Below are 23,443 nucleotides of genomic sequence, written 5' to 3'. Positions count from 1 at the left end.
ATGCGCCTGAAAGATCGAGTCGCCATCGTCGTCGGCGCCGGACAGAGCCCCGGCGAGGGCATGGGCAACGGCCGCGCCACCGCGCTCACCTTCGCGCGCGAGGGCGCCAAGGTCCTCTGCGTCGATCACAATCTCGACTCGGCGAAGGAAACCGTCGAGATGATCGGCGTCAACCAGGGCACCGCCGCCGCTTTCAAGGCCGACGTAACCAGCAATGCCGACCTCAAGGCGATGGTCGACGACGCGCACGCCCGCTGGGGCCGCATCGACATCCTGCACAACAATGTCGGCGTCTCGCTGTCGGGCGGCGATGCCGAGCTGCTCGACCTCACCGAGGAAGCCTTCGACCGCTGCACCGCGATCAACCTCAAGAGCTGCATCTTCGCCGCCAAGTACGTGCTGCCGATCATGCGCGAGCAGCAGAGCGGCGTGATCATCAACATCTCGTCGATGGCGGTCATCACCACCTATCCCTACGTGGCCTACAAGGCGACCAAGGCGGCCATGGTGTCCTTCACCGAGCAGCTCGCCTACCAGAACGCGCAATACGGCATTCGCGCCAACGTGATCCTGCCCGGGCTCATGAACACGCCGATGGCCGTCGACACGCGGGCGCGCACGTTCAAGAAGAGCCGCGCCGAGGTCGAGGCCGAGCGCGATTCCAAGGTGCCGCTGCGCAAGAAGATGGGCACCGGCTGGGACGTCGCCAACGCCGCCCTCTTCCTTGCGTCGGACGAGGCGAGCTTCATCACCGGCGTGACCCTGCCGGTCGACGGCGGCGCCAGCGTGCGGCGCGGCTAGGGCACGATCCTTGCGTCGGTTGGCACCATGAACCGACTTGCCGGCAAGACCGCCCTCATCACCGGTGCCTCCTCGGGCATCGGCCGTGCCATCGCCCAGAAGTTCCACGCGGAGGGCGCGACCCTGCTGCTGATGGACATCACGGAAGAGGTCGTCGAAGGCGGTGAGCCGACGCACCGGATCCTGAACGTGCCCTTCTTCCAGGGCGACGTCTCGAACGAGGCGGACGTCGAGGAAGCGGTGCGCCGGGCGGCGCTGCCGACCGGCCGGCTCGACATCGTGGTCAACGACGCCGCCATTCGTTCGGCGAAGAAGCTCACCGACACCAGCCTCGCGGAATGGAACCGGGTGATGGAGGTCAACGTCACCGGCGTGTTCCTGATGTGCCGGGCCGCGGTGCGCCGGATGCTGACCCAGGAGATCCGCAACGAGGCGCGCGGGCGCATCGTCAACATCTCCTCGCAGCACGGCATGATCTCCTCGCCCGAGGACTTCTCCTACGGCGTGTCGAAATCGGCCGTGGTCTACATCACGCGCCAGATCGCTTCGGACTACGGCCGCGACAGCGTTATCTGCAACGCCGTGGCGCCGGGTAAAATCCTGACCGGCAAGACCGGCCGCGCGATCGAACCGCGCTGGATCGATTATTCCCATGCCCGCACGCCGCTGCCGCGCCTCGGCCGCTCCGAGGATGTGGCCAACGCCGCCCTGTTCCTCGCGTCCGACGAGGCGACCTTCATCACCGGCGAGAACCTGATGGTCGATGGCGGTTGGATGGCGAACTGATCGGCATCAAGCTCGATACGAAACTGCGTGCCATGATCCGATAGAACAATCCGCCAGCCGGACGGGCGCCCTCGACGGGGGACCTGCATCACGCCATCTTCTCTGCAATTGGGTTTGGGAGGATGGAGTACATGCGTTTATCGATCGGATTTCTCGGTGTCGTGGCGGCGCTCGGCCTGTCGGCCGCGCCGGCGCTCGCGCAGAAGAGCGGCGGCACCCTCAAAATGTATATCGCGGACAATCCGCCCAGCACCTCGATCCTCGAGGAGGCGACGACGTCCACGGTCGTGCCCTTCATGGGCCTCTACAACAACCTCGTGGTCTTCGATCAGCAGATCCCGCAGAACAGCCTCGAATCGATCCGTCCCGATCTGGCCGAAAGCTGGACGTGGAGCGAGGACGGCAAGAAGCTGACCTTCAAGCTGGTCGGCAATGCCAAGTGGCATGACGGCAAGCCCTTCACCTCGGCCGACGTGAAGTGCACCTGGGACATGCTGACGGGCAAGAGCGAGACCCAGAAGCTGCGCAAGAATCCGCGCACCTCCTGGTACTGGAACCTGAAAGAGGTCACGACCAACGGCGACCGCGAGGTGACCTTCCATCTCGGCCAGCCGCAGCCCTCGCTGCTGATCCTGCTCGCCTCGGGCTACAGCCCCGTCTATTCCTGCCACGTGCCGACGGCGCAGATGCGCACCAAGCCGATCGGCACCGGTCCCTTCAAGCTCGGCGAATTCAAGCAGAAGGAAATCGTCAAGCTCGTCCGCAACCCGGACTACTTCAAGAAGGGCAAGCCCTATCTCGACGGCATCGACATGCCGATCGTGCCGGCGCGCGGCACCGCCATGCTGGGCTTCGTCTCGGGCCGCTACGACATGACGTCGCCCTACGCCGTCACCATCCCGCTGCTCAAGGACATCAAGGCGCAGGCCTCGACCGCCGTCTGCGAGGTCGCGCCGATGAACAACAGCACCAACCTGATCGTGAACAGCGAAGCGCCGCCGTTCAACAATGCCGACATCCGTCGCGCCATGCTGCTCACCATCGACCGCAAGGCGTTCATCGAGATCCTGGCCCAGGGCGCGGGTGAAGCGGGCGGCGTCATGGAACCGGCGCCCGGCGGTGTCTGGGGCATGCCGAAGGAGATGTTCGATCAGGTCCAGGGATACGGGCCCGACGTCGCCAAGAACCGCGCCGAAGCGCAGGCCCTGATGAAGAAGGCGGGCTACGGCCCCGACAACAGGCTGAAGCTCAAGGTCTCGACCCGCAACCACCTGCTCTATCGCGACCCGGCGGTGATCCTGATCGACCAGCTCAAGGAGATCTACATCGACGGCGAGCTCGACCTGGTCGACACCGCGCTGTGGTTCAACAAGGTCGCGCGCAAGGACTACTCGGTCGGCCTCAACACGACCGGCAACGGCGTCGACGATCCCGACCAGACCTACTTCGAGCACTATGCTTGCAAGTCGGAGCGCAACTATGTCGGCTACTGCAATCCGGAGATCGAGAAGCTGTTCCCGATCCAGTCGGCCGAGCGCGACATCGAAAAGCGCAAGAAGCTGGTCTGGGAGATCGACAAGCAGATCCTCGAGGAAGGCTTCCGTCCGATCATCATGTGGAATGCCTCGGGCACCTGCTGGCAACCTCACGTGAAGGGCTACCGTCCGATGGTGAACAGCCTCTACAACGGCTCGCGCTTCGAGGATGTCTGGCTCGACAAGTAGCCGACGGCAGCGAAAGCCGCAGAACTGCCGAAAGCCGCGCCCCGTTGCGCGGCTTTCGTGCGATGGGACCTGACAGCGAAGCGGGCTTGAGGGTACTGTCGAGACCAACGAAGGCGGCGAGCAACGCAGCCCCACACACTGCCGGGAGGCAAGACATGAAATCATCACGCCAGGTTCTAACGCGCCGGCATGCCCTGACGGGCGCCCTGCTCCTCGCGGCGCCGCTGCTGGCCTCGGGCCCGGCAGGGGCGGCCGACTGGCCGGAGCGGCCGATCCACATGATCATCCCGTTCGCGGCGGGCGCCGGGGCCGACATCGTCGGCCGCACCTTCGGCGAGGAACTGGCCAAGGCGCTGGGCCAACCGGTCGTCATCGACAACAAGGGCGGCGCCGGCGGACTGCTCGGCACGGCCGAGGGCGCGCGGGCGCCGGCCGATGGCTACACGCTGCTGCTCACCTCGCAGGGCGCGACGGTCTTCAACATGGGGCTCTACAAGTCGCCCGGCTACGATCCGCTGAAGGACCTCATCCCGATCTCGACCACCGGCATCCTCACCAACGTCATGGTCGTCTCGACCGCCAACCCGGCCAACACCGTCGCCGACGTGATCGCGCAGGCGCGCGCCAAGCCGGGCGAACTCACCTACGGGTCGAGCGGCGTCGGCAGCAGCCTCCATATGTCGGGCGTGATCACCGAGCAGCGCACCGGCGTGAAGCTGCAGCACGTGCCCTATCGCGGCGCGCCCGCCGCCGTTCTCGCCGTGGTCAACGGCGAAGTGACGATGGGCTTCTTCAACGCGCCGACCGTGGTGGGCCAGATCAAGGCGGGCAAGCTGAAGGCGCTGGCCGTGACGACGAAAGACCGCTCGAAGATCCTGCCCGACGTGCCGACCATGATGGAGGCGGGCCTGCCCGACTTCGTGGTCGCGACCTGGCTGGGCTTCGCCGTGCCGACCGGCACGCCCGCGCCCATCGTGGCCCGACTCAACGCCGAGATCGGCCGCATCGCCCAGATGCCGCAGGTGAAGGAGAAGCTGCTGGTGCAGGGCTTCGAGGTGCTGCCGCCCGACACGCCGGCCCAGGCCCGCAAGCTGATCGCCGACGATCAGGCCCTGTGGCTGCCCATCATCAAGGCCTCGGGCGCGAAGGCGGAGTAGTCAGTCGCCCGCCGCCAGCTCGTTGCGCGAGAAGCCCGCGATCTCCTGGATCAGCTTCTTCGTCAGGGAGCGGCCGAACGCGCCATGATTCTCGGCGACGATGGTGAAGGCACCGGGGCCGCCGATGACATTCTCCTGGAAGTACTTCTCCAACCCGCCCGGCGGGTTGGTGTGTTCGGGACGGAACGCCTCCTCGATCGGAGTCAGGATGACGAGCGCATTGATCGTGACGTTCTTCGCCACTGCGTCGTCGCGCGCGTCGGTGACCAGGCGGCCGCCGATATTGTTGCCGTCACCCGAGACGTCGATGACCCGACGATCCGAGGCGAAGGGTGCACGTTCAAACTGGCCCATCGCGAAGTCGATGGCGGCGCTGATCGAGGTGCTGCCGGCAAAGGAGCGCGGAGTCTCGATCAGCTTGTCGCCGAACCGACGGGCCGCAGCGCCGTCGCCGATCACCATCCAGTCGATCACGACGTTCTGCATGTTGGCCGACGCCCATTCGACGAAGCACACAGCGATCCGCCGGTGGGGGCCCGAGGTGATGGCCCGCACCACATCGGGATGGGTGATGGCGGCGGCGGCGCCTTCGCGCTGCAGCCTGAATTTTGGGTCGGTCACGCTGCGCGAGACGTCGGCGGCCAGCACCAGCAGCATGTCGACCGGCTCTGCGGCCCGGAGCGCGGGCGGCATCAAGGCCAGAATCGTCCCCAGCAGCGCAACAATGAGCCTCATCGCACGCGACCTCTCTCACCGGTTCGCCCGAGTATAGGGCTCCTGCGCCGTCCCGCGAGCGATCGCTGGCACGCAACACTCTTGCTATTGCGAATTACTCGCTTATCTGGCTATTTTTGCTGCACCGCATTATATTCCGTCTCTTCCGGTAGCAGGCCGGACCGTTGCGTAGGAGCGTTTAGCGTGAGCGCGTTGAGGAACGAGACCGTTTTGTCGGTGCATCACTGGACCGACGAGTTGTTCAGCTTCCGGACCACCCGCGACAAGGGTTTCCGCTTCGCCAGCGGCCAGTTCACGATGATCGGCCTGAAAGTCGAGGGCAAGCCGGTGCTGCGCGCCTACTCGATCGCCAGCCCGCATTACGTGGACGAGCTGGAGTTCTTCTCGATCAAGGTGCCCGACGGCAAGCTCACCTCGCACCTCAAGAACCTGATGCCGGGCGATCCCGTGCTGGTCGGCGCCAAGGCCGTCGGCACCCTGCTGCTCGACAGCCTGACCCCAGGCCGCAATCTCTACCTGCTGGGCACCGGCACCGGCCTCGCCCCCTTCCTGTCGATCGTGCGCGATCCGGAAGTCTATGAACGCTACGAGAAGGTGATCCTGGTCCATGGCTGCCGCCATGTCCGCGACCTGGCCTATCGCTCAGCCCTGGCCGACGAGCTGCCGGCCGACGAGATCCTGGGCGACATGGTCCGCGACAAGCTGATCTATTATCCGACCGTGACCCGCGAGCCCTTCAAGTATCGCGGCCGTATCTCGCACCTGATCGAGAACGGCACCTTGGCGAAGGATGTCGGCCTGCCGCCGATGTCGCGCGAGAACGACCGGTTCATGCTCTGCGGCAGCGTCCAGATGCTGGCCGACATCCGCGCCCTGCTCGAAGGCATGGGCCTCACGGAGGGCAGCACCACCACCCCGGGCGAGTTCGTCGTCGAAAAGGCCTTCGTCGAGTAGTCGGTTCCGCTTCGCGAGCCTCTTCAAGTAGCGTGCGACGGGCACCGGCGGCTAGGATGCCGGCGAGGAACGCATGCCGTCAGGCTCGGGAAGAGGATTGAAAGTGACACTACCGCTCGAGGGAGTTCGCGTCATCGAAGTGGGCCAAGCGCTGGCCGGTCCGCTGGCCGGGGTGATCCTGGCCGACATGGGCGCCGACGTGATCAAGATCGAAAAGCCCGATGGCGGCGACGATGCCCGCATCTGGGGCCCTCCCTTCGGCCCCGACGGCAAGACCTCGCTCTACTTCTACTCGCAGAACCGCAACAAGCGCTCGGTCGTGCTCGACCTCAAGCTCGCGGAGGACGTCGACAGGCTCCACAAGCTTTGCGAGACGGCCGACATCCTGATCCAGAACCTGAGGCCCGGCGTCGTCGACGAGGTGGGCATCGGTCCCGAGACGATGCTCGCGCGCCATCCGCGCCTGATCTACTGCTCGATCTGGGCCTTCGGCTACCAGGGACCGCTGCGCATGAAGCCGGCGTTCGATCCGCTGCTGCAGGCCTATGGCGGCATGATGAGCGTGACCGGCCGGCCGGAGGATCCGCCGACCTTCTGCGGCGCCTCGATCAACGACAAGGCGACCGGCATGTTCTGCACCATCGGTGCTTTGGCCGCGCTACGCCTGCGCGACAAGACCGGCAAGGGATGCCTGGTCGACACGTCGCTGTTCGACTCGGCGGTGCATTGGGTCGAGGGCCAGGTGAACGGCTATCTCGCCAACGGCACGGTTTCGCAGCGCCACGGCACCGGCAGCCCCGTCATCGTGCCCTATCAGACCTTCGACACGGCCGACCATCCGATCTGCCTGGCACCCGGCAACGACCGGCTGTGGGCGCGCTGCGCCAAGGTACTGGGCCACGACGAATGGGCAACGGACCCCAAATTCGCGAAGAGTGCGCAGCGGGTCGCGCACAAGGCCGAGCTGCTGCCGATGATCGCCGAGGCTCTCAAGGCGAAGCCTCGCGCCGAATGGCTGGACGCTATGGAGAAGGCCGGCGTGCCCTGCGCGGCCGTGAACGATATCGGCGAGCTGGCGCGCACCGAGCAGATGGAGGCGTCGAAGCTCATCCAGCAGCTGCCCGGCGGACCGAAGGTGGTCGGCCTGCCGATCGCCTTCGATCACGTCCGGCCGCATTCGGCGCGCTCGGCGCCGACACTGGGCGAACATACCGACGAAGTGCTGGGAAGCCTGTCCAAGTGACCGGCGCCGCCCCGTCCTCCGCCCCAGCTTCCGGAATGGGCCTCGTCGCCCCCTGGCGCATCGGCGTCGACGTGGGCGGTACCTTCACCGACATGGTGCTGCGCGACGCCGCGGGCGCCGTGCGCATCTTCAAGTCGCCGTCGGTCCCGGCCGATCCCAGCGAAGGTGTGCTGGGCGTGCTGCGCCTGGCGGCCAAGCAGCTCGACATCACACTGACCGCCCTGCTGCGCGACTGCGCGCTGTTCGTGCACGGCTCGACCGTCGCGACCAACACGATCCTGGAGAAGAAGGGCGCCAAAGTCGGGATGCTGACGACCGAGGGCTTCCGCGATTCGCTGGAGATCCGTCGCGGCATCCGCGAGAACCAATGGGACCACCGCGCGCCGTTCCCGCCGGTGCTCGTACCGCGCTATCTGCGACTCCCGGTGCGCGGCCGCATCGCGGCCGATGGCACCGAGCTGGCGCCGCTCAAGCCTGAGGACGTCGACGCCGCGGCCAAGGTGTTCGCCGAGGAAGGCGTCGAGTCGGTTGCAGTCTGCCTGTTCAATTCCTTCCTCGATGGCGCGCACGAACGCGCCGTCGGCAGTCAGCTCGCGAAAGCGTGGAACGGCAAATGGATCTCGCTGTCGAGCGAGGTCATGCCGACCATGGGCGAGTACGAGCGCGGCTCGACCGCCGTCGTGAACGCCTATGTGGCGCCCAAGGTGACGAGCTACCTGCGCGCCCTCGACGAGCAATTGCGCCAGTTCGGCCTGCCGCGGTCGCTGCTGCTGCTGCAGAGCAATGGCGGTGCCGTCTCCGTCGACCAGGTGGCCGCGCGACCTGTGATGTTGGTCCTGTCGGGCCCCGCCGCCGGCGTCGGCGCCCTCAAGGGCTGCGCCGCACCCGGCGAGAAGGCCAACCTGATCTCGATGGAGATCGGCGGCACGAGCTGCGACGTGATGGTGATGGCGAGCGGCGACGTGCCGGTCACCGACGAACTCACCATCGACGGCTACCATCTCACGACCCCCTCGGTAGAGATCCACACGGTCGGCGCCGGCGGCGGCACGATCGCCTGGGTCGACGATGCGGGCCTCCTGCATGCCGGCCCGCAGGGCGCCGGCGCCCGCCCCGGCCCCGCAGCCTATGGGCTGGGCGGCGAGAACCCGACCGTCACCGACGCACAGCTCGTGCTGGGCCGCCTGCGTCCCGGCCCGCTGGCCGGCGGCGCCGTCACGCTCGACGCGGCGCTCGCCCGCAAGGCCATCGAGACCAAGCTCGCCAAACCGCTCGGCCTCTCGGTCGAGGAGGCAGCGGCCGGCGTCATCCGGCTGCTGGAGCAAAACCTGCTGCATGCGGTCGAGCGGCTCAGCATCGAGCGCGGCCACAATCCCGCGACCTTCACCCTCGTCGCCGCGGGCGGCGCCGGCCCGATGCACGGCACCGCCGTCGCCCGCGCGCTGGGCAGCCGCCGCGCCCTCCTGCCACGCGCCGCCGGCGCCTTCTGCGCCATGGGCATGCTGCAGTCCGACGTGCGCCAGGACTACCTGCAGGTCTTCCTCGCCGATCTCGACAAGGTCGAGACCGCGACGCTCGAATCAGGCTTCGCCCAGCTCGAGGCGCGCGCCCGTGAAGCGCTGGCGCGTGATGGTTTCGGCGAAGGCGAGGTCGCGATCGAGCGCCAGCTCGACCTGCGCTACGATGGCCAGCAATGGCCGGTGCGTGCGCCGCTTTCCGCATCAGGCTTCGACGCCGCCGCGGCGCGCCAAGCGTTCGAGACCGAGCACCAGCGCCTGTTCGGCCATATCCAGCCGGGCGGCCGCATCGACATCACCGCGCTCAGAGTGGTGGGACGTGGCCGTCTCGACTGGACACCCCCCGCAGCGCGCTCAGCCCAGACCGACACGCCCATGCCGCGCGAGACCCGCAAGGTCTGGATCGATCCGGCGACCGGCTGGCTCGACGTCCCCATCTACGACGGCGCCGACCTGCGGCCGGGCTGTCGCCTCGATGGGCCCCTGCTGGTCGAGGAACGCACGACGACGGCGTTCGTCGGCCCCCGCGACGTGCTCGAAGTCGACGAGCGCGACGATTTCCTCGTCCATGTCGGCGCCAATGCCGCGTAGCTCTCACCCACACCACCTCATCCTGAGGAGCGCGCCGCAGGCGTGCGTCTCGAAGGATGGGCAACAGGCAAGGTGCTCGTGCCGCCCCTTCGAGACGGCCGCTGCGCGGCCTCCTCAGGGTGAGGTAAACGACTGGAGGATCAGCGAATGAACCTCGATCCCGTCACGCTCGCGCTGGTGCAGAACCGGCTCGACCATATCTCGCACCAGATGGGCTGGGTGATGACGCGTACCGCGCGCTCGCCGATCTTCAGCCAGAGCCACGATTTCTCCTGCTTCATCGCCGACGCGCGCGGCACCTTGATCAGCCAGGCCGACGGTATCCCGATCCATACTGGCGGCGGCGGCTTCGCCGTGCGCGCCATCCTGCGCGATTTCAAGGACGCCATCGCGCCCGAGGACGTGTTCCTGCTGAACGATCCCTACACGGCGGGCGGCAACCACCTGCCCGACTGGGTGATCACGCGGCCGGTGTTCGCCGGCGGCAAGCTGGTGGCCTTCGCCTGCAACCGCGCCCATCAGGCCGATATCGGCGGCGGTGCAGCCGGCACCTATAACTCCGCCGCCACCGAGATCTTCCACGAAGGCATCCGCCTGCCGGTGCTGAAACTGATCGAGGCCGGCAAGGTGCGCGACGACCTGTGGCGCCTGCTGATGCTGAACACGCGCCTGCCCGAGGCGCTCGACGGCGACCTGCGCGCCATGATCGGCTCGACGCGCATCGGTGCGGAGCGCCTGGCGCTGCTGGTCGAAGAGCTGGGGATCGATCGCGCCGACGATTTCTTCGAAGGTGTGCTCGACCATGCCGATCGGCGCTTCCAGACCTGCATCGACCGCCTGCAACAGGGAGTCTGGAAGGGCGAGGAACCGGTCGACAACGACTGCTTCGAGCCGATCGATGCGAAGATCGCCGTCGCGATCACGGTGAAGGACCGCAAGCTGGTCGTGGACTTTGCCGGCACCTCGCCGCAAGTGCGCGGCTTCAAGAACAGCTCGATCGCCAACTCGACCTCGGCGGTTTTCATGTCGCTCGCATCGTTCTTCGAGCCCGACCTGCCGAAGAACGAAGGCGCTTTCCGAAGCGTCGAGATCCGGCTGCCCGAAGGCACGCTGGTGAACGCGCGCATGCCGGCGCCGATGACGATGAACACGGTGTTCGTGGCGCACGAGATCATCCACGCAATGTGGAAGGCGCTGGCCCAGGCCCTGCCCGAGCGCGCTTCGGCCGGCTGGTCGAAGGCGGTGCACGCGGTCACGGCGGGCCTGCGCGACGACAAGGATGGAGGGGGCGGCCGCTACGTCATGTATCAATGGGCCGGTGCGCCGGCCGGCGGTGGCGTCGAGGGCCGCGACGGATTCCACCTGATCGGACATCTCATCACCCTGGGCGGTCTCACCCTGCCCAACCTCGAGACCTACGAGCAGCTCTACCCGGCGCGCTTCCGCCGCCAGGAAATGCGCTGCGACACCGCCGGCGCGGGCCGATTCCGCGGTGGCGCCGGCTGTGACTATGAGGTCGAGATCTTCACCCCGGCCGACTATGCCTTTCGCGGCGAAGGCGCCGGCGCACCCTCGAGCTTCGGCGTCGCAGGCGGACAGGCCGGTGCCGGTGGCGAGGTCGTTCTCACCCTGGCCGACGGCACGCACATCCAGGCGCCGAAATACGGCGTGGAACGCCATGGTCCCGGGACCTACCGCGCGCTGTCGCCCGGCGGTGGTGGCTACGGAGATCCAAAAACGCGCGATCCGGAAAATGTGCTGCGCGACGTTCGCGACGGCATCGTGAGCGTCGAGAACGCCGAAAAGGACTACGCGGTCGCGATCGCTGCAAACGGCCGCAGCGTCGATGCCGCGCGCACGGAGGAGTTGCGCAGACCGCTGCCCTGAATCCGCCATCTGCCGTTCGGCTGGCGGTCGGAGGGATCGTGCTCGTCTTGCCGCGAAGAGAACTCCCGACTTAGTTTCCTCCCCGATAATGAAAACAATCAGGGAAGGACTTCACATGATCCAGCGCCGTAGCTTCGTGGCCGGCACCGCCGCCGCCGCCCTCACCCTGCCCTCGATCGCCTTCGGGCAGAGCGGCCAGATCCGTCTCGTCGTGCCTTATGGTCCCGGCGGCTCGACCGACACGGCCGGCCGCGTTCTGGCCGAGCGCATGTCGGCCGACACCGGCAAGAACATCGTGGTCGAGAACCGGCCCGGCGGCGGCACGATGGTCGGCATGGTGAACGTCGCCAAGAGCAAGCCCGACGGTACCAGCCTGATGATCCTGACGACCACGGCGGCGCTGCAGCCGGCGTTCGACATCCCGATGCCGATCGATCCGCAGAAGGACCTCGCGATGGTGGCGCAGCTCGCCGACATCCCGTGCGTGCTCGCGGTCAATGCCAACAACCCGGCCAAGACCTTCGCCGAGTTCATCGAGTGGGTGAAGGCGCAGCCCGGCCCCGTCCACTATTCGACCTCCAGCTCGGGCGGCCTGCCGCATCTGTGGGGCGAGGTGATCGCCACGCGCACCAACGGCAAGCTCCAGCACATCCCCTACAAGGCCGCCGCCGAGGCGCTCCGAGATGCGGTCGCCGGCCACGTCCCGGCCTTCGTCGACGTGACCACGCCGGTCGACGGGCAGATTCGCGCCGGCACAATGCGCGGCCTGATCTGCGGCGCCAAGAGCCGCGTCGCCAACATCCCGGACGTGCCGGTCGCAAGTGAACTCGGCGCGCCTGAACTCGAGGCTGCCGTCTATTTCGGCGTGGCGACGACGGCGGGCACGCCGCCGGAGATCATCCAGCAGCTCAACGCCGCGGTGAACGCCGCGCTGAAGGTCGAGGCGGTGCGCGAGAGGCTGACGTCGCTCGGCTTCATCCCCACCGGCGGTACGCCCGAGGCCTACGCCAAGCGCCTGGCCGACGAGACCGTGCGCTGGCGCAAGGTGATCAAGGACGCGAAGATCCCCGCGCCGACCTGATCGGCAGGACCTTCCCCCTCTAGAACGCCCCGGTGAACTCGAACTCGATCGAGTTCTTCACGTTGTCGATCTTCCATGAGCTGAGGCGGCGCAGGAAGCTCTGCCCCAGCAGCCCGTGGCCGCGCCCCGGGCTGACGGAGGCCATGACGTTCTCCATCGTGCGCTCGCCGATCTTGATCGAGCGCAGCCGCACGATGCGCTGCTGACGACCGCTGCCATCGGCAAGGATGAAACGCCGCTGCCCCAGCGAATCGGCCTCGGTGAGCGAGCCATTGCGCTTCAGCTCGTCGGCCAGTTCCTCCGAGATCTGGACGTTCGAGGCTCCCGAATCGACGATGAAATAGGCGGTCGAGGTGCCGTTGATCGTCGCCGGCAGGACGAAGACGCCGCCCATCCTTTGGAACTGTTGCGTCGCCCGCGCGAGCGCCGCGTCCTTGAGCGCTTTCTCGCTGGGCTTGCCGGCGGCTGGATCGCCGCCGCACGGCGTCCAGCCCGCGGGCGCTCCTTCGATGGGTCCATAGCAATAGTTCGAGGCCGACAGCAGCTTCGAATAGGTGTCACGTTGCTCGCAGGCGGCGATCGCTTCGAGCGCGGGCGTGGCTGGCGCGCGGCAGACCGCATTGCTGCTCTGCCATTGCGCAATGAACTGCGCCGCCTCCTGCGCCTGAGGGGCTCGGGCTCCAAAGAGGAGCATCGCAGCAAGCGTCACTATGAAGAGTGTCTGTCTCATTGTTCTCGTCGGTCACCGCTTAAGCCGGTTGGACACTCCCGCGTGCAACCTGTACGAAGTCTATACCATCGCCCACCAAATGGTCGGCCTGCGATGGCTGAGAGATGCGTGTGCTCCCGCCCCGTACGAGGCGACCCGCATCTGGGCAGGCTCCTGTTGCCGCCCCCGCATACGAGTATCCTCGTTCTGTCGATCGCCGGCTGCGCAATTCTGCGCGCGCCGGCTGGCGGGGGCTGCATGGCCCCGAAAGGACTTCCCATGGAAATGCCAAAGAACATCTCCACCCTGATCTGGACTGCCGTCGGCGGCGCCGTGCTCTGCGCGGTCGTCGGATTCACCTGGGGCGGCTGGGTCACCGGCGGAACGGCGCGCAAGGACTCCGCGTCGGCGGCTCATGATGCCGTCGTCGCCGCCCTGGCACCAATCTGTGTCGACCGCTTCAAGCGCCAGGACGATGCTGCAACGAAGATCGGCGAACTCGGCAAAGCCAGCACTTGGGACCGCGGCAACGTCGTGGCCAAGAGCGGATTCGCCACCATGCCAGGAGCCAAGGAAGCCGATTCGGACGTCGCACGCGCCTGCGCCGAAATCCTGGCAAACCCGACGACACCCAAGACCTGATCGAACAGGACGCCGGTTCGCCGGCGTCCCCCTCTATGGCGTGGTGTGCGTGCGCACCCGACGCGCCTCATAGGCCTTGAGATGGGTGTGGGCGAGCGGCAGCATCGGGAAACCGTCCATCCTGCCGCTGCGGTTCAACAGGTCGCCCAACATGTCATCCGCTTCGATCGGCCGGCCGGCTTCAATATCGCGCAGCATCGACGCGGTAAACGGCGAGCCCGCGGTCGTAAGCATGGTCCGTCCGCGCTGCCCGGCAGCAGGCCTCGGCGCGAAACCCTGTGATGCTGCGATCGACGAGATCTCGTCGAACAAGGCCAGCGTGCAATCGGCTGCTCCCGCCGTCACGATGTCCCCCACCGCGGCGCGCATCAGGCAGGTGATGCCGGCGGCCGTGGCGATGAAGACCCACTTCTCCCACATCTCCTGAAGGATGGTTTCGGTCGCTCCGCCATGGACTCCGGCGGTGGCGAAGGCTTCCGCGATCGCCTCGACGCGCGGTGTCCGCGAACCGAAGCGTTCGCCGAAGGAAATCGTGCCGCCTTCGTTCAGGTGCAGCACCCGCCCCTCGGGATCGAGCACCAGCGAGATGGCGCACTGACCGCCCAGCACGTCAGACTCGCCGAAGCGCGCCACCAGCAAATCGAGATGACTCATCCCGTTCAGCAGCGGCAGGATCGCCGTGTCCGGCCCGACCGCCGGCGCAAACGAATCGATCGCACTGTCGAGGTCGAACGCCTTGCAGCTCAGCAGGAATGAGGTCGTAGAGCTCGCCCAGTCCGTCGGCCGTAACCGTTGGCGGCGGCGGAAGGTCGAGGTCGCCCAACTTTCTCTTCACCACCAGGCCGGTCCTGGCGAATTGCGCCGCCCGGCCCGACCGTACCAGAAGGTGACGTCGCACCCCGCCGCCAGCAGCCGAGCGCCGAAATAGCCGCCGATTGCACCGGCACCAACCACCAGAATACGCACGTCCAATCCCTCAGGTTTGATGCGCCTGACCTTAGAGGTGGCGGGACCGGGCTTCGCGCGACGATTCCTTGGCGTTGGCCTAGCGATCTTTTGCCATCTCGGCCTTTTCCAGCGCGGCCGCCGGATCCTGCGTGAGGTCGGCGTGCAGGAATTCCCGTGTTTCGGGGATCGCAAGGTGGAGATTGTCGAGATCATGGACCTGGACGTCGAGCGACGCCGCCTTGGCGCCCAGCACATGACCGCCGCTCTTGCGATCCTCGGTGAGGAAATGCAGATGCCAGCCCGCCACGCCGATCGTTCGCGAGTAGGCGGGGGTCCAGAAGCCCAGCATCGTGCCCCTGACGTCCTTCTGCCGGAACTCGGCCTGGGCATCGGTCGCCTTGTCGAGATGCACCCCCGCTTCGACCTTGCAGGCGACACGCCAGTAGACCTCGTCGAAATGACCATCGAGGCGCACAGCGAAGAAGAGGTTGTCCGACCGCCGCAATCCGTCGAGTGCGGCGATGAGAGACGACATCGACTCGATGTTCTCGATCTTGCCGCGATGCTGCGGATGGAAGTTGGTGAGCGTCGCGAACGGTACGGACGCGTCGTCCGACGGCAAGGTGATGCGGCCGTCGGCATGGGCCTGATAGAAGGTACCGTCCAGGACGACCATCTCGCCATCCAGCCCCTCGAAGGTACCGAGGCCGAAATCTCCGTGCGGCCTGAGGCCGCCAACCGTGACGGCCTCGTTGTAGATGCCCTGCACCAGGGCTCCAGTGGTCGAGACCTGGAACAGGGTCGAGTGATCGAGGCCCAGCGCTTCGGACAGCGCCCGCGACACGAAATGGCGCAACGGTTCACCGGTCTTCTCGCAGTGCGCCACAAGCGCATCCATGAGCGATTGATACACTTCGGTCGTCAGCCTCGGCATTGCGCCACCCTTCCATCGCGGGCGACAAGGACGGCCCGGACGGGCATGATCACCCGGACACGGCGATAAATCGAGAGCGGAGCAACACGATGAGCGACCCGAAGAACGGCGCACACCTGCTGGTGCGCAATCTGGAGGCTCAGGGCGTCGAATACATATTCGGCATCCCCGGCGCCAAGATCGATCCCGTGTTTGATGCGCTGGTCGAATCGAAAATCAAGCTGGTCGTGTGCCGGCATGAGCAGAACGCGACCTTCATTGCCGGCGGGCTCGGGCGCCTCACCGGCAAGGCCGGCGTCGTCCTCGTCACTTCGGGCCCGGGTGTCTCGAACCTCGCCACCGGTCTGGCCACCGCCAATACGGAAGGCGATCCCGTGGTGGCGCTGGGCGGTGCCGTGCCGATCGCCGACCGGCTGAAGCAGGCGCACCAGAGCATGGACACGGTGGCGCTGCTGCGGCCCATTACCAAGTATGCGGCGGAGATCGATTCGCCGTCGGCGATCTCCGAAGTGACGGCCGCCGCGTTCCGCGCCGCCGAGTCCGGCCGCCCGGGCACCGCCTTCATCGGATTGCCCAAGGACATCATGAAGGCCCCCGCTCCTGGCGCCGTGCTCACCCCGGCAACCGTCCCGGCGATGGGCGCCGCCGACAGCGAGGCGATCGCCGCCGCTGCCGCCATGATCGACGCTGCGCAACGGCCGGTGATGCTGCTCGGCATGCTGGCCAGCCAGGGGCACGTCGCCCAGGCGGTGCGCGCGTTGCTCTCCCGTACGCGCCTCGCCGTGGCCGGCACCTATCAGGCCGCAGGCGTGGTCCCGCGCGACCGGCTCGACTGTTTCGGCGGACGGGTCGGCCTGTTCCACAACCAGCCGGCCGACCGCCTGCTGGACGAGGCCGACCTGGTGATCACCGTGGGCTTCGATCCGGTCGAATACGACCCCGCGCTCTGGAATGCCGGCCGCAAGCGCAAGCTGATCCACATCGACTGCATTCCGGCGGACTTCGACCAACACTACCGTCCGGATCTCGAGCTGATGGGCAACAGCGCGGCCACCCTGCGGGCCCTGTCGGCCCTCGTGCAACCGAAGGACCGCCCGACGCAGTCCGACCTGCTGGCCGAGATTCTTCGCGAGCGCGCGACTGTAGCCGCCGAGGCGGCCAAACGCTCCGGCGCGCCCGTCCACCCGCTGCGGCTTGTTCACGAGTTGCAGACGCTGATCGACGAGGATGTGACGCTCTGCTCCGACATGGGCTCCTTTCATATCTGGATGGCGCGGCATCTCATCAGCCACCGGCCGCGGCAGATCATGATCAGCAACGGGCAGCAGACTTTGGGCGTCGCCCTCCCGTGGGGCATCGCGGCCTGCCTGGCCGAGCCCGGCCGCAAGGTTCTGTCGGTGTCGGGCGACGGCGGCTTTCTGTTCTCCGCGGTCGAACTCGAGACGGCGGTGCGCCTCAAGTGCAACTTCGTGCATCTGGTCTGGATCGACGGCAGCTACAATATGGTCGGCATCCAGCAGGTCGCCGCCTATGGCCGCGATTCAGGCGTGCATTTCGGCCCCGTCGACCTGGTGAAGTTCGCCGAGTCGATGGGTGCGCAAGGCCTCATGATCAAGGACGCCAATGACGTCGGCCCGACGCTGCGCAAGGCGATGGCGATGGAAGGGCCGGTGCTGGTCGGTGTGCATGTCGACTATCGCGACAATCCCAGCCTGATGGCCGCGATGCACGAGGACGTCATCATCTGACGCCCTCGTCGATCAGGGTCCGCGTTCAGCGCAGACCGTAGGACCGGCGGCCGGCCGAGGTCAGGTCGACCGCCCAGGCGCCGAGCAGGCAGAGGAAAGCCAGGATCGCCCCCAACGAGCGGACGTGGTTCCAAGACGCCCACGGCACCGAGAAGTCCTTCCAGTAGCTCGCCGCGTTGGCATCGGCGCCGGCCACGGTTGCAAGGGTCTCGTTCAACGGCACGTTGACCTGCAGGGTGACGCCGATCACCGCGGCGGCATGGATCAGCGCGGCAAGAGCGGCGAGCCGCGCCGCACCGCGGTGACCGGCCGAGCGGGCGCCCAGCGCCGCCAGCAGCGGCAGGATCAGGGCGCCGAAGAAGACGACGGCGAAGAGCGGACTGCGCACGATGGTGTTGATGCCGTGCATCGAATTCACCGCCGACATGGCGCCGCCGAGATCGAGACCCGGCATGACGATGGTCGAGAAGGAATAGAAGATGCCCGCGTTGAGCGCGGTGCACAGCAAGGCGAGGACGAAGAAGACGTGGCGCATCCGTGAAACTCCGCTGACCCACCCTACGAAGCAGCAGCCCTAGCCGAGGCCGTTGCCGCCGTAAAGCCACTCCAGAGAGTCGAGCCACTGATCCTGCGTCCGGGCCCCCATCATAGCGTTGCGCAACGCCGCGTGCGGGCCGGCCGGATGATAGACATGATCGCCCATTGCGCGGGACATCAGCTGTGTTCTCGCCGTGCGCAGGACGCGGCGGTCGCGATAGGTGACGAGGCCGCTCTCGACGGAAACGCTCCGGGACAGCGAATCGGCGAGGCAGACGGCATCCTCCATCGCCATGCAGCCTCCCTGTGACATGTACTGCAGCATGGGGTGTGCAGCGTCTCCCAGCAGCGCCACCCGTCCATCGACCCACCGGTCGACCGGATCACGGTCACAGAGAACCCACATGTGCCAGTTCCGGCCACGCTCTATGATGTTCTTTGCCCGTTCGCAGACATGCGCGAAGCCTTGTCGCACCTCATTCGTATCGACTGGCTTGCCGGCGACGGGTTCGGGCGCATGGTTGTGATAGGTCACGACGAGGTTGAAGAGTTTCCAGCCCGAGAGCGGGTAGTGGACGATATGGCACTTCGGCCCGGCCCACAGGGTGGCGGCGTTCCAGCGCAGATCCTCCGGCATCTCTTCGGTCGGGATCACCGAGCGGTAGGTAGTGTGTCCCGACACGCGCGGCGGCCCGTCATGGGCGACCTGCGCCCGTACGTTCGACCACAACCCGTCGGCACCGATCAGGGCGCGGCCCTTCATCGTCTCGCCGTTGCGGAGCCGGGCGGTGACGGAAGTACCATCCTGATCGTAGCCAGTGACCTCAGCGCTGGTGCGCAGCTCGATCAGGGAATGATCTTCGCACCCCTTCAGCAGTACGCCGTGAAGATCGCCACGATGCACGACGGCGTAGGGGTTGCCGAAACGAGCACGAAACGGCTCGCCGAGATCGATGTGGCAGATTTCGCCATCGGCCAGCGCATCCATCAGCCGCAGCTGGTCGATATAGACCGCCATGCCGCGCGCCGCCTCGCCGACACCGAGCCGGTCGAAGCAGTGGAAGGCGTTGGGGCCGAGCTGGATGCCGGCGCCGATTTCCCCCAGGCGACTCGCTTTCTCCAGCACCTGCGAGGCGATGCCTTTCTGGGCGAGCGCCAGTGCCGCCGCTAGTCCGCCGATGCCGCCGCCGGCGATGAGAATCCTATCGGGGACCACCGATGACCTTGTCGTCGTGCAACCGGGCGATCTCGCGCCCGGGCAGGCCAAGGATACCGGAAAGGATCTCGTCCGTGTGCTGGCCGAGGACGGGCGCCGGTTGCGGCGCCTGCCGCGGCACCGCGCCGAACTGCATCGGCGAGGCGGCCACGGGATAGCGGCCGATGCCGGGCTGATCGAGAATGGTGAACATCGGATTGTCGAGCACGTTCACCTTGTCGGCCGCAAGCTCGCGAAACGTCTGGTAGGGCGCCCAGAGGGCGCCGGCGTTCTTGAGAGCCGCGGAGACCTCCGCCGCATCGTGGGCGGCGACCCACGGCTCGATCACGGCGATGAGCTGCTGGCGGGCGTCCCAGCGGCCCGCATCGCTCTTGAGATCGACACCCGTCTCGACCTCGATCTTCCTGAAGGCGTCCGCGAAGCCGCCCGCCGCCGCCAGCGCATCGACATGGCGATCCGAGAAGATGCAGATCATCACGAAGCGGCCATCCTTCGTGCGGAAGTCACGTCCGAAGGTGCCGAAGATCTCGTTGCCGAAGCGCGGCCGGTCGACGTCGTTCACGACCGCTTCGCCGAGGTAGCCCAGCGCCGAGGTGGTCGCGAGCGCCATGTCCTGCAGCGGCAGCACGATCTTCTGCCCCTGCCCAGTCATGCGGCGATGGCGCTCGGCGGCCAGAAGCGAGAGCGCGCCGGCATAGGCGGCGGCGAGATCCCAGGGCGGACAGACGGCGTTCACCGGTCCTTCATGGCCGACCGGACCGGTGACCATGGGGAAGCCGGTGATGGCGTTCACCGTGTAGTCGACATGGGCGGAACCGTCGCGCGCGCCGATGATGTTGAGCGCGATAAGGTCGGCGCGCTTCTTCGCCAGCTCCTCGTAGGCGAGCCAGCCGCGCGCCGGCATGTTGGTGGTGAAGATGCCCGCGCCCTCGCCAGGTGCGGTGATCAGCGCCGTGAGCAGCTCGCGGCCGCGTGGATTGCGCAGATCGACGGCGATCGACCGTTTGCCCTTGTTGAGGCCGGCCCAGTAGATCGAGCGGCCATCTTCCGTGACCGGCCAGCGCTCATTGTCGAGACCGCCCTTGATGTCGTCGAAGCGGATCACGTCGGCGCCCATCTGGGCGAGCGTCATGCCGCCCAACGGCGCGGCGATGAACGCCGATCCCTCGACGATGCGGAGGCCCGCAAGAATGCCTGTCATGAACGTTTCCCGTATCTATTGATTATCGTGTTACTTGCGGCCGAGCGTGTGCTCGCGCTTCTCAAGCCACCAGCCATATTCCGGCGTCCACAGCTCGAAGTCGGGATCGCAGCCCAGCGCCTGCGCGGCGTGCAGCGGCCAGAACGGCTCGTAGAGCGCCTGACGGCCGATCGCGATCAGGTCGGCGTCGCCCGACTGCAGGATCGCCTCGGCCTGCGGCCCGTCGAGGATCAGGCCGACAGCCATCGTGGCGATGCCCGCCTGCTTCTTCACGGCCGAGGCGAACGGCACCTGGAAACCGAGGCCACGCTTCACGCCGGCCGCGGTCGCGGCGCCGGCAATGCCGCCGGAGGAGCAGTCGATCACGTCGACGCCGATCGCCTTCAGCTCCTGGGCGAAGGCCACCGTGTCGTCGACGTCCCACCCACCGCCGCCATCCACGGCAGAGACTCGCACGAACAGCGGCTTGCTCTCCGGCCATGCCAGCCGCACGGCCCGCGCCACATCGAGCGGGAAGCGCATGCGGCCGGCTCGGTCGCCACCATACTGATCGTTGCGTGTGTTGCTGATCGGCGAGAGGAACTGCGCCAGCAGGTAGCCGTGCGCACCATGCACCTCGAGCACGTCGTAGCCCGCCGCATCGGCCCGCTTCGCCGCGGCCGCGAACTTCTGCACCAGCTCCTCGATCTCGGCGACCGACAGGGCTCGCGGCTTCAGCCAGCCTTCGGCCGCCGCAAGCTCGGTCGGGCCGACCACTTCCCATTTCTGCCAGCCGGCGCCTTCCGGTCCGAACTGGCCGCGCTTGTCGAAGGTGCGCGGCGTCGAGCCCTTGCGACCCGAGTGGGTGATCTGGGTCGCCGACAACACGCCCTCGCCGCGGATGAAATCGGTCAGTCGCTTGTGGCTCACGATCTGGCCGTCGTCCCACAGGCCGAGATCGCCCTGCGTGACGCGGCCCCGCGGTTCCACGGCGCAATTCTCGGTAAAGACGGTGCCGAACTTGCCCAGCGCGAACTTGCCGAGATGGACGAGGTGAAAGTCGTTCACCAGCCCGTCCGTCGCGCGGAACTGGACCATGGGGGAAACGACACAGCGATTGGGTGCGGTGACGCCGCGCATCTTGAGCGGCGTGAAGAGAAGCGGTTTCTGCAAAGGTCGGTCCCCCGGACGGGATGGCTTACGGAAAGCCCAACATAGACCGGGGCGACCTCAGGGCCTATCCTCCCCGCCATGTTTGACCTCGTCATCCGAAACGGAACCGTGATCGACGGCTCGGGCGCCCCGCGCCGAATCGCCGATGTTGCAGTGCAAGGTGATCGCGTCGCCGCCGTCGGTCCCAAGCTGGGACAGGGCAAGCGCGAGATCGACGCCGACGGGCTGATCGTGGCCCCAGGCTTCGTCGACATCCACACCCACTACGATGGACAGGCGACTTGGGACCCGTTCGTCACGCCGTCCTCCTGGCATGGCGTCACGACGACGGTGTTCGGCAATTGCGGCGTCGGCTTCGCGCCGGTGCGGCCCGGCGCCTCGGGTTACCTCATCAACCTGATGGAAGGCGTCGAGGACATTCCCGGCACCGTCCTCAGCGAGGGCGTGAAGTTCAACTGGGAATCCTTTCCCGATTATCTCGATGCGCTGGCCTCGATGGATCGCGCGGTCGACGTGGCCGCACAGCTGCCGCATGGCGCGCTGCGCTTCTACGTGATGGGCGATCGCGGTGCCGAGCATGCCGAGGTGCCGACCGAACGCGAGATCGAGGAGATGGCCCGTCTCACCGAGGAAGCGCTGCACGCGGGCGCCATGGGCTTCACGACGTCGCGCACCACCAAGCACAAGGCCCGTGACGGCCGCTTCACCCCGACGCTGAGCGCCCGCGAGGCCGAACTTCTCGGCATCGCCCAGGGCATGAAGCGCGCGGGCCGCGGCGTGCTGCAGGTCAATTCCGACTTCGGCCCCGGCGAGTTCGAAGCGCTGGACGCGGCCGCCAAGCTGGCGGGCCGTCCGCTTTCCTGCCTGCTCGTGCAGGTCGACGCGCAGCCCAAGCTGTGGCGCGAGACGCTCGACCAGATCAACGCCGTGCGCCGCAGCGGCCGGCTGGCCAATGCGCAGGTGGGCTCGCGGCCGATCGGCGTCATCATGGGCCTCGAGACGACGGCCCATCCGTTCGCCGGCCATCGCGCCTGGCTCGACATGCGCAAGCTCTCGCCCGAGGAGCGCTACCAGCGGCTCGTTGCCGACGCCGAGCTGCGCCGGGCGCTCACCGAGACGCAGCAGGAGCCCAACCCACGCGCCTTCATGGCCGAGGCGTTCGACCGGATGTTCCCGATCGGCGAGCGGCCCGACTACGAGCCGGATGCCAAGGATTCGATCGCGGCCATCGCGCAGCGCACGGGACGCACACCGCAGGCGGTGGCGCTCGAGGAGATGATGTCGCGCGGCGGCAAGGGCCTGCTGATGCTGCCCTTCGAGAACTATGCCTATGGCAGCCTCGACGTGGTGCACGAGATGATCACCGATCCCGCGTCGGTCCTGGGCATCGCCGACGGCGGCGCCCATGTCGGCGTGATCTGCGACGCCTCCTCGCCGACCTCGCTGCTGACCCTGTGGGGCCGCGACCGCACGCGCGGACCGAAGCTCGACCTCGAGTTCCTGATCGCCAAGCAGACGCGCGGCACGGCCGAGGCCTATGGGCTGATGGACCGCGGCCTGCTGGCGCCGGGCCACAAGGCCGACATCAACGTGATCGACTTCGACAACCTCGCCCTGAAGCGCCCCGAAGTGGCCTATGACCTGCCGACCGGCGGCCGCCGCCTGATCCAGCGCGCGTCGGGCTACCGGCACACGTTCAATGCCGGTGTCGAAACGCTGCAGAACGATGAGCTGACCGGCGAGCGCCCGGGTCGGCTTGTGCGTGGGGCTCAGACGGCACGGTAGAGATGCGTATCATTGGAGCGCGCCACTCCAGTGGCGCTCAAGCTTCGTAAATCAGCAAGGCATGAGCGCAACTGGAGTGGCGCGCTCCCTTGATG

General features: G+C 67.1%; 20 protein-coding genes and 1 pseudogene. 12 read left to right on the top strand and 9 right to left on the bottom strand.

What is annotated here, in order from left to right; translation table 11 throughout:
• The 4 genes from ACO07I_RS21200 to ACO07I_RS21185 all read left to right on the top strand — a co-directional run bounded on the left by ACO07I_RS21200 (position 1) and on the right by ACO07I_RS21185 (position 4,468).
• Complete coding sequence (locus ACO07I_RS21200) at positions 1-801, top strand: SDR family NAD(P)-dependent oxidoreductase (RefSeq protein ID WP_422010832.1); 801 nt, start codon at positions 1-3, stop codon at positions 799-801.
• A 27-nt stretch (positions 802-828) separates the two neighbouring features.
• On the top strand, positions 829-1,587 hold the full coding sequence (locus tag ACO07I_RS21195) for an SDR family NAD(P)-dependent oxidoreductase (RefSeq protein WP_422010830.1): 759 nt from the start codon (positions 829-831) through the stop codon (positions 1,585-1,587).
• Between the two features lie 131 nt (positions 1,588-1,718).
• The gene (locus tag ACO07I_RS21190) at positions 1,719-3,311 is read left to right on the top strand and encodes an ABC transporter substrate-binding protein (protein WP_422010828.1); all 1,593 of its coding nucleotides are present in this window, start codon (positions 1,719-1,721) and stop codon (positions 3,309-3,311) included.
• 155 nt (positions 3,312-3,466) lie between these two features.
• A complete protein-coding gene (locus ACO07I_RS21185) occupies positions 3,467-4,468 on the top strand; it encodes a Bug family tripartite tricarboxylate transporter substrate binding protein (RefSeq protein ID WP_422010826.1) in 1,002 nt (333 codons plus the stop codon).
• Here ACO07I_RS21185 and ACO07I_RS21180 read toward each other — a convergent pair whose 3' ends face one another.
• Complete coding sequence (locus ACO07I_RS21180; RefSeq protein ID WP_422010824.1) at positions 4,469-5,203, bottom strand: DUF1194 domain-containing protein; 735 nt, start codon at positions 5,201-5,203, stop codon at positions 4,469-4,471.
• Between the two features lie 183 nt (positions 5,204-5,386).
• On the opposite strand from ACO07I_RS21180, the gene ACO07I_RS21175 reads away from it, so the two are divergent.
• From ACO07I_RS21175 to ACO07I_RS21155, 5 genes are all read left to right on the top strand, one after another.
• Positions 5,387-6,157, top strand: coding sequence for a ferredoxin--NADP reductase (locus ACO07I_RS21175; protein ID WP_422010822.1), 771 nt, complete (start codon positions 5,387-5,389; stop codon positions 6,155-6,157).
• Positions 6,158-6,260: 103 nt separating this feature from the next.
• The gene (locus ACO07I_RS21170) at positions 6,261-7,400 is read left to right on the top strand and encodes a CaiB/BaiF CoA transferase family protein (protein WP_422010820.1); all 1,140 of its coding nucleotides are present in this window, start codon (positions 6,261-6,263) and stop codon (positions 7,398-7,400) included.
• 35 nt (positions 7,401-7,435) lie between these two features.
• On the top strand, positions 7,436-9,508 hold the full coding sequence (locus tag ACO07I_RS21165) for a hydantoinase/oxoprolinase family protein (protein WP_422010818.1): 2,073 nt from the start codon (positions 7,436-7,438) through the stop codon (positions 9,506-9,508).
• Positions 9,509-9,655: 147 nt separating this feature from the next.
• The gene (locus tag ACO07I_RS21160) at positions 9,656-11,395 is read left to right on the top strand and encodes a hydantoinase B/oxoprolinase family protein (RefSeq protein WP_422010816.1); all 1,740 of its coding nucleotides are present in this window, start codon (positions 9,656-9,658) and stop codon (positions 11,393-11,395) included.
• Between the two features lie 115 nt (positions 11,396-11,510).
• Entirely contained in the window at positions 11,511-12,476 is a 966-nt protein-coding gene (locus ACO07I_RS21155) for a Bug family tripartite tricarboxylate transporter substrate binding protein (protein WP_422010814.1), read from the top strand.
• Between the two features lie 19 nt (positions 12,477-12,495).
• On the opposite strand, the gene ACO07I_RS21150 is transcribed toward ACO07I_RS21155, so the two are convergent.
• Positions 12,496-13,170, bottom strand: a complete 675-nt coding sequence (locus ACO07I_RS21150) for a retropepsin-like aspartic protease family protein (RefSeq protein ID WP_422010812.1) — start codon at positions 13,168-13,170, stop codon at positions 12,496-12,498.
• Between the two features lie 294 nt (positions 13,171-13,464).
• On the opposite strand from ACO07I_RS21150, the gene ACO07I_RS21145 reads away from it, so the two are divergent.
• Entirely contained in the window at positions 13,465-13,827 is a 363-nt protein-coding gene (locus tag ACO07I_RS21145) for a hypothetical protein (protein WP_422010810.1), read from the top strand.
• A 33-nt stretch (positions 13,828-13,860) separates the two neighbouring features.
• Here the strand turns inward: ACO07I_RS21145 and ACO07I_RS21140 are convergent, their stop codons facing one another.
• The 3 genes and pseudogenes from ACO07I_RS21140 to budA form a co-directional block, all read right to left on the bottom strand.
• A complete protein-coding gene (locus ACO07I_RS21140) occupies positions 13,861-14,247 on the bottom strand; it encodes a ketopantoate reductase C-terminal domain-containing protein (RefSeq protein ID WP_422018338.1) in 387 nt (128 codons plus the stop codon).
• Between the two features lie 108 nt (positions 14,248-14,355).
• Positions 14,356-14,781 (bottom strand): annotated as a pseudogene (locus ACO07I_RS21135) (2-dehydropantoate 2-reductase N-terminal domain-containing protein); the annotation flags it as partial.
• A gap of 91 nt (positions 14,782-14,872) precedes the next feature.
• Positions 14,873-15,709, bottom strand: a complete 837-nt coding sequence (gene budA / locus ACO07I_RS21130) for an acetolactate decarboxylase (RefSeq protein ID WP_422010808.1) — start codon at positions 15,707-15,709, stop codon at positions 14,873-14,875.
• A gap of 89 nt (positions 15,710-15,798) precedes the next feature.
• Here budA and alsS point away from each other — a divergent pair, with 89 nt between their 5' ends.
• Positions 15,799-17,457 (top strand): acetolactate synthase AlsS, encoded by a 1,659-nt coding sequence (alsS, locus tag ACO07I_RS21125; RefSeq protein ID WP_422010806.1) that lies wholly within the window; start codon positions 15,799-15,801, stop codon positions 17,455-17,457.
• 25 nt (positions 17,458-17,482) lie between these two features.
• Here the strand turns inward: alsS and ACO07I_RS21120 are convergent, their stop codons facing one another.
• From ACO07I_RS21120 to ACO07I_RS21105, 4 genes are read right to left on the bottom strand one after another with little or no spacing between them, the layout of a single operon-like run.
• A complete protein-coding gene (locus ACO07I_RS21120) occupies positions 17,483-17,992 on the bottom strand; it encodes a DUF1772 domain-containing protein (RefSeq protein ID WP_422010804.1) in 510 nt (169 codons plus the stop codon).
• 39 nt (positions 17,993-18,031) lie between these two features.
• A complete protein-coding gene (locus ACO07I_RS21115) occupies positions 18,032-19,210 on the bottom strand; it encodes a 3-hydroxybenzoate 6-monooxygenase (RefSeq protein WP_422010802.1) in 1,179 nt (392 codons plus the stop codon).
• Complete coding sequence (locus tag ACO07I_RS21110) at positions 19,197-20,411, bottom strand: CoA transferase (RefSeq protein WP_422010800.1); 1,215 nt, start codon at positions 20,409-20,411, stop codon at positions 19,197-19,199. Before ACO07I_RS21110 ends, ACO07I_RS21115 begins: the two co-directional genes overlap by 14 nt.
• Positions 20,412-20,441: 30 nt before the next feature.
• Positions 20,442-21,563, bottom strand: coding sequence for an NADH:flavin oxidoreductase/NADH oxidase (locus ACO07I_RS21105; protein WP_422010798.1), 1,122 nt, complete (start codon positions 21,561-21,563; stop codon positions 20,442-20,444).
• 78 nt (positions 21,564-21,641) lie between these two features.
• Here ACO07I_RS21105 and ACO07I_RS21100 point away from each other — a divergent pair, with 78 nt between their 5' ends.
• Positions 21,642-23,348 (top strand): N-acyl-D-amino-acid deacylase family protein, encoded by a 1,707-nt coding sequence (locus tag ACO07I_RS21100; protein ID WP_422010796.1) that lies wholly within the window; start codon positions 21,642-21,644, stop codon positions 23,346-23,348.
• Positions 23,349-23,443: the final 95 nt, after the last annotated feature.

The organism is Reyranella sp. (assembly GCF_965227665.1).
Lineage (GTDB): Bacteria > Pseudomonadota > Alphaproteobacteria > Reyranellales > Reyranellaceae > Reyranella.
This window is presented reverse-complemented; position numbering and strand designations above follow the sequence as displayed.

Bases quoted from the DNA above. Each gene is read 5' to 3' on its own strand.
- ACO07I_RS21200 (WP_422010832.1), top strand. From the start codon at position 1: ATGCGCCTGAAAGATCGAGTCGCCATCGTCGTCGGCGCCGGACAGAGC.
- ACO07I_RS21195 (WP_422010830.1), top strand. From the start codon at position 829: ATGAACCGACTTGCCGGCAAGACCGCCCTCATCACCGGTGCCTCCTCG.
- ACO07I_RS21190 (WP_422010828.1), top strand. From the start codon at position 1,719: ATGCGTTTATCGATCGGATTTCTCGGTGTCGTGGCGGCGCTCGGCCTG.
- ACO07I_RS21185 (WP_422010826.1), top strand. From the start codon at position 3,467: ATGAAATCATCACGCCAGGTTCTAACGCGCCGGCATGCCCTGACGGGC.
- ACO07I_RS21180 (WP_422010824.1), bottom strand. From the start codon at position 5,203: ATGAGGCTCATTGTTGCGCTGCTGGGGACGATTCTGGCCTTGATGCCG.
- ACO07I_RS21165 (WP_422010818.1), top strand. From the start codon at position 7,436: ATGGGCCTCGTCGCCCCCTGGCGCATCGGCGTCGACGTGGGCGGTACC.
- ACO07I_RS21160 (WP_422010816.1), top strand. From the start codon at position 9,656: ATGAACCTCGATCCCGTCACGCTCGCGCTGGTGCAGAACCGGCTCGAC.
- ACO07I_RS21155 (WP_422010814.1), top strand. From the start codon at position 11,511: ATGATCCAGCGCCGTAGCTTCGTGGCCGGCACCGCCGCCGCCGCCCTC.
- ACO07I_RS21150 (WP_422010812.1), bottom strand. From the start codon at position 13,170: ATGCTCCTCTTTGGAGCCCGAGCCCCTCAGGCGCAGGAGGCGGCGCAG.
- ACO07I_RS21145 (WP_422010810.1), top strand. From the start codon at position 13,465: ATGGAAATGCCAAAGAACATCTCCACCCTGATCTGGACTGCCGTCGGC.
- ACO07I_RS21140 (WP_422018338.1), bottom strand. From the start codon at position 14,247: ATGTGGGAGAAGTGGGTCTTCATCGCCACGGCCGCCGGCATCACCTGC.
- budA (WP_422010808.1), bottom strand. From the start codon at position 15,709: ATGCCGAGGCTGACGACCGAAGTGTATCAATCGCTCATGGATGCGCTT.
- alsS (WP_422010806.1), top strand. From the start codon at position 15,799: ATGAGCGACCCGAAGAACGGCGCACACCTGCTGGTGCGCAATCTGGAG.
- ACO07I_RS21120 (WP_422010804.1), bottom strand. From the start codon at position 17,992: ATGCGCCACGTCTTCTTCGTCCTCGCCTTGCTGTGCACCGCGCTCAAC.
- ACO07I_RS21110 (WP_422010800.1), bottom strand. From the start codon at position 20,411: ATGACAGGCATTCTTGCGGGCCTCCGCATCGTCGAGGGATCGGCGTTC.
- ACO07I_RS21100 (WP_422010796.1), top strand. From the start codon at position 21,642: ATGTTTGACCTCGTCATCCGAAACGGAACCGTGATCGACGGCTCGGGC.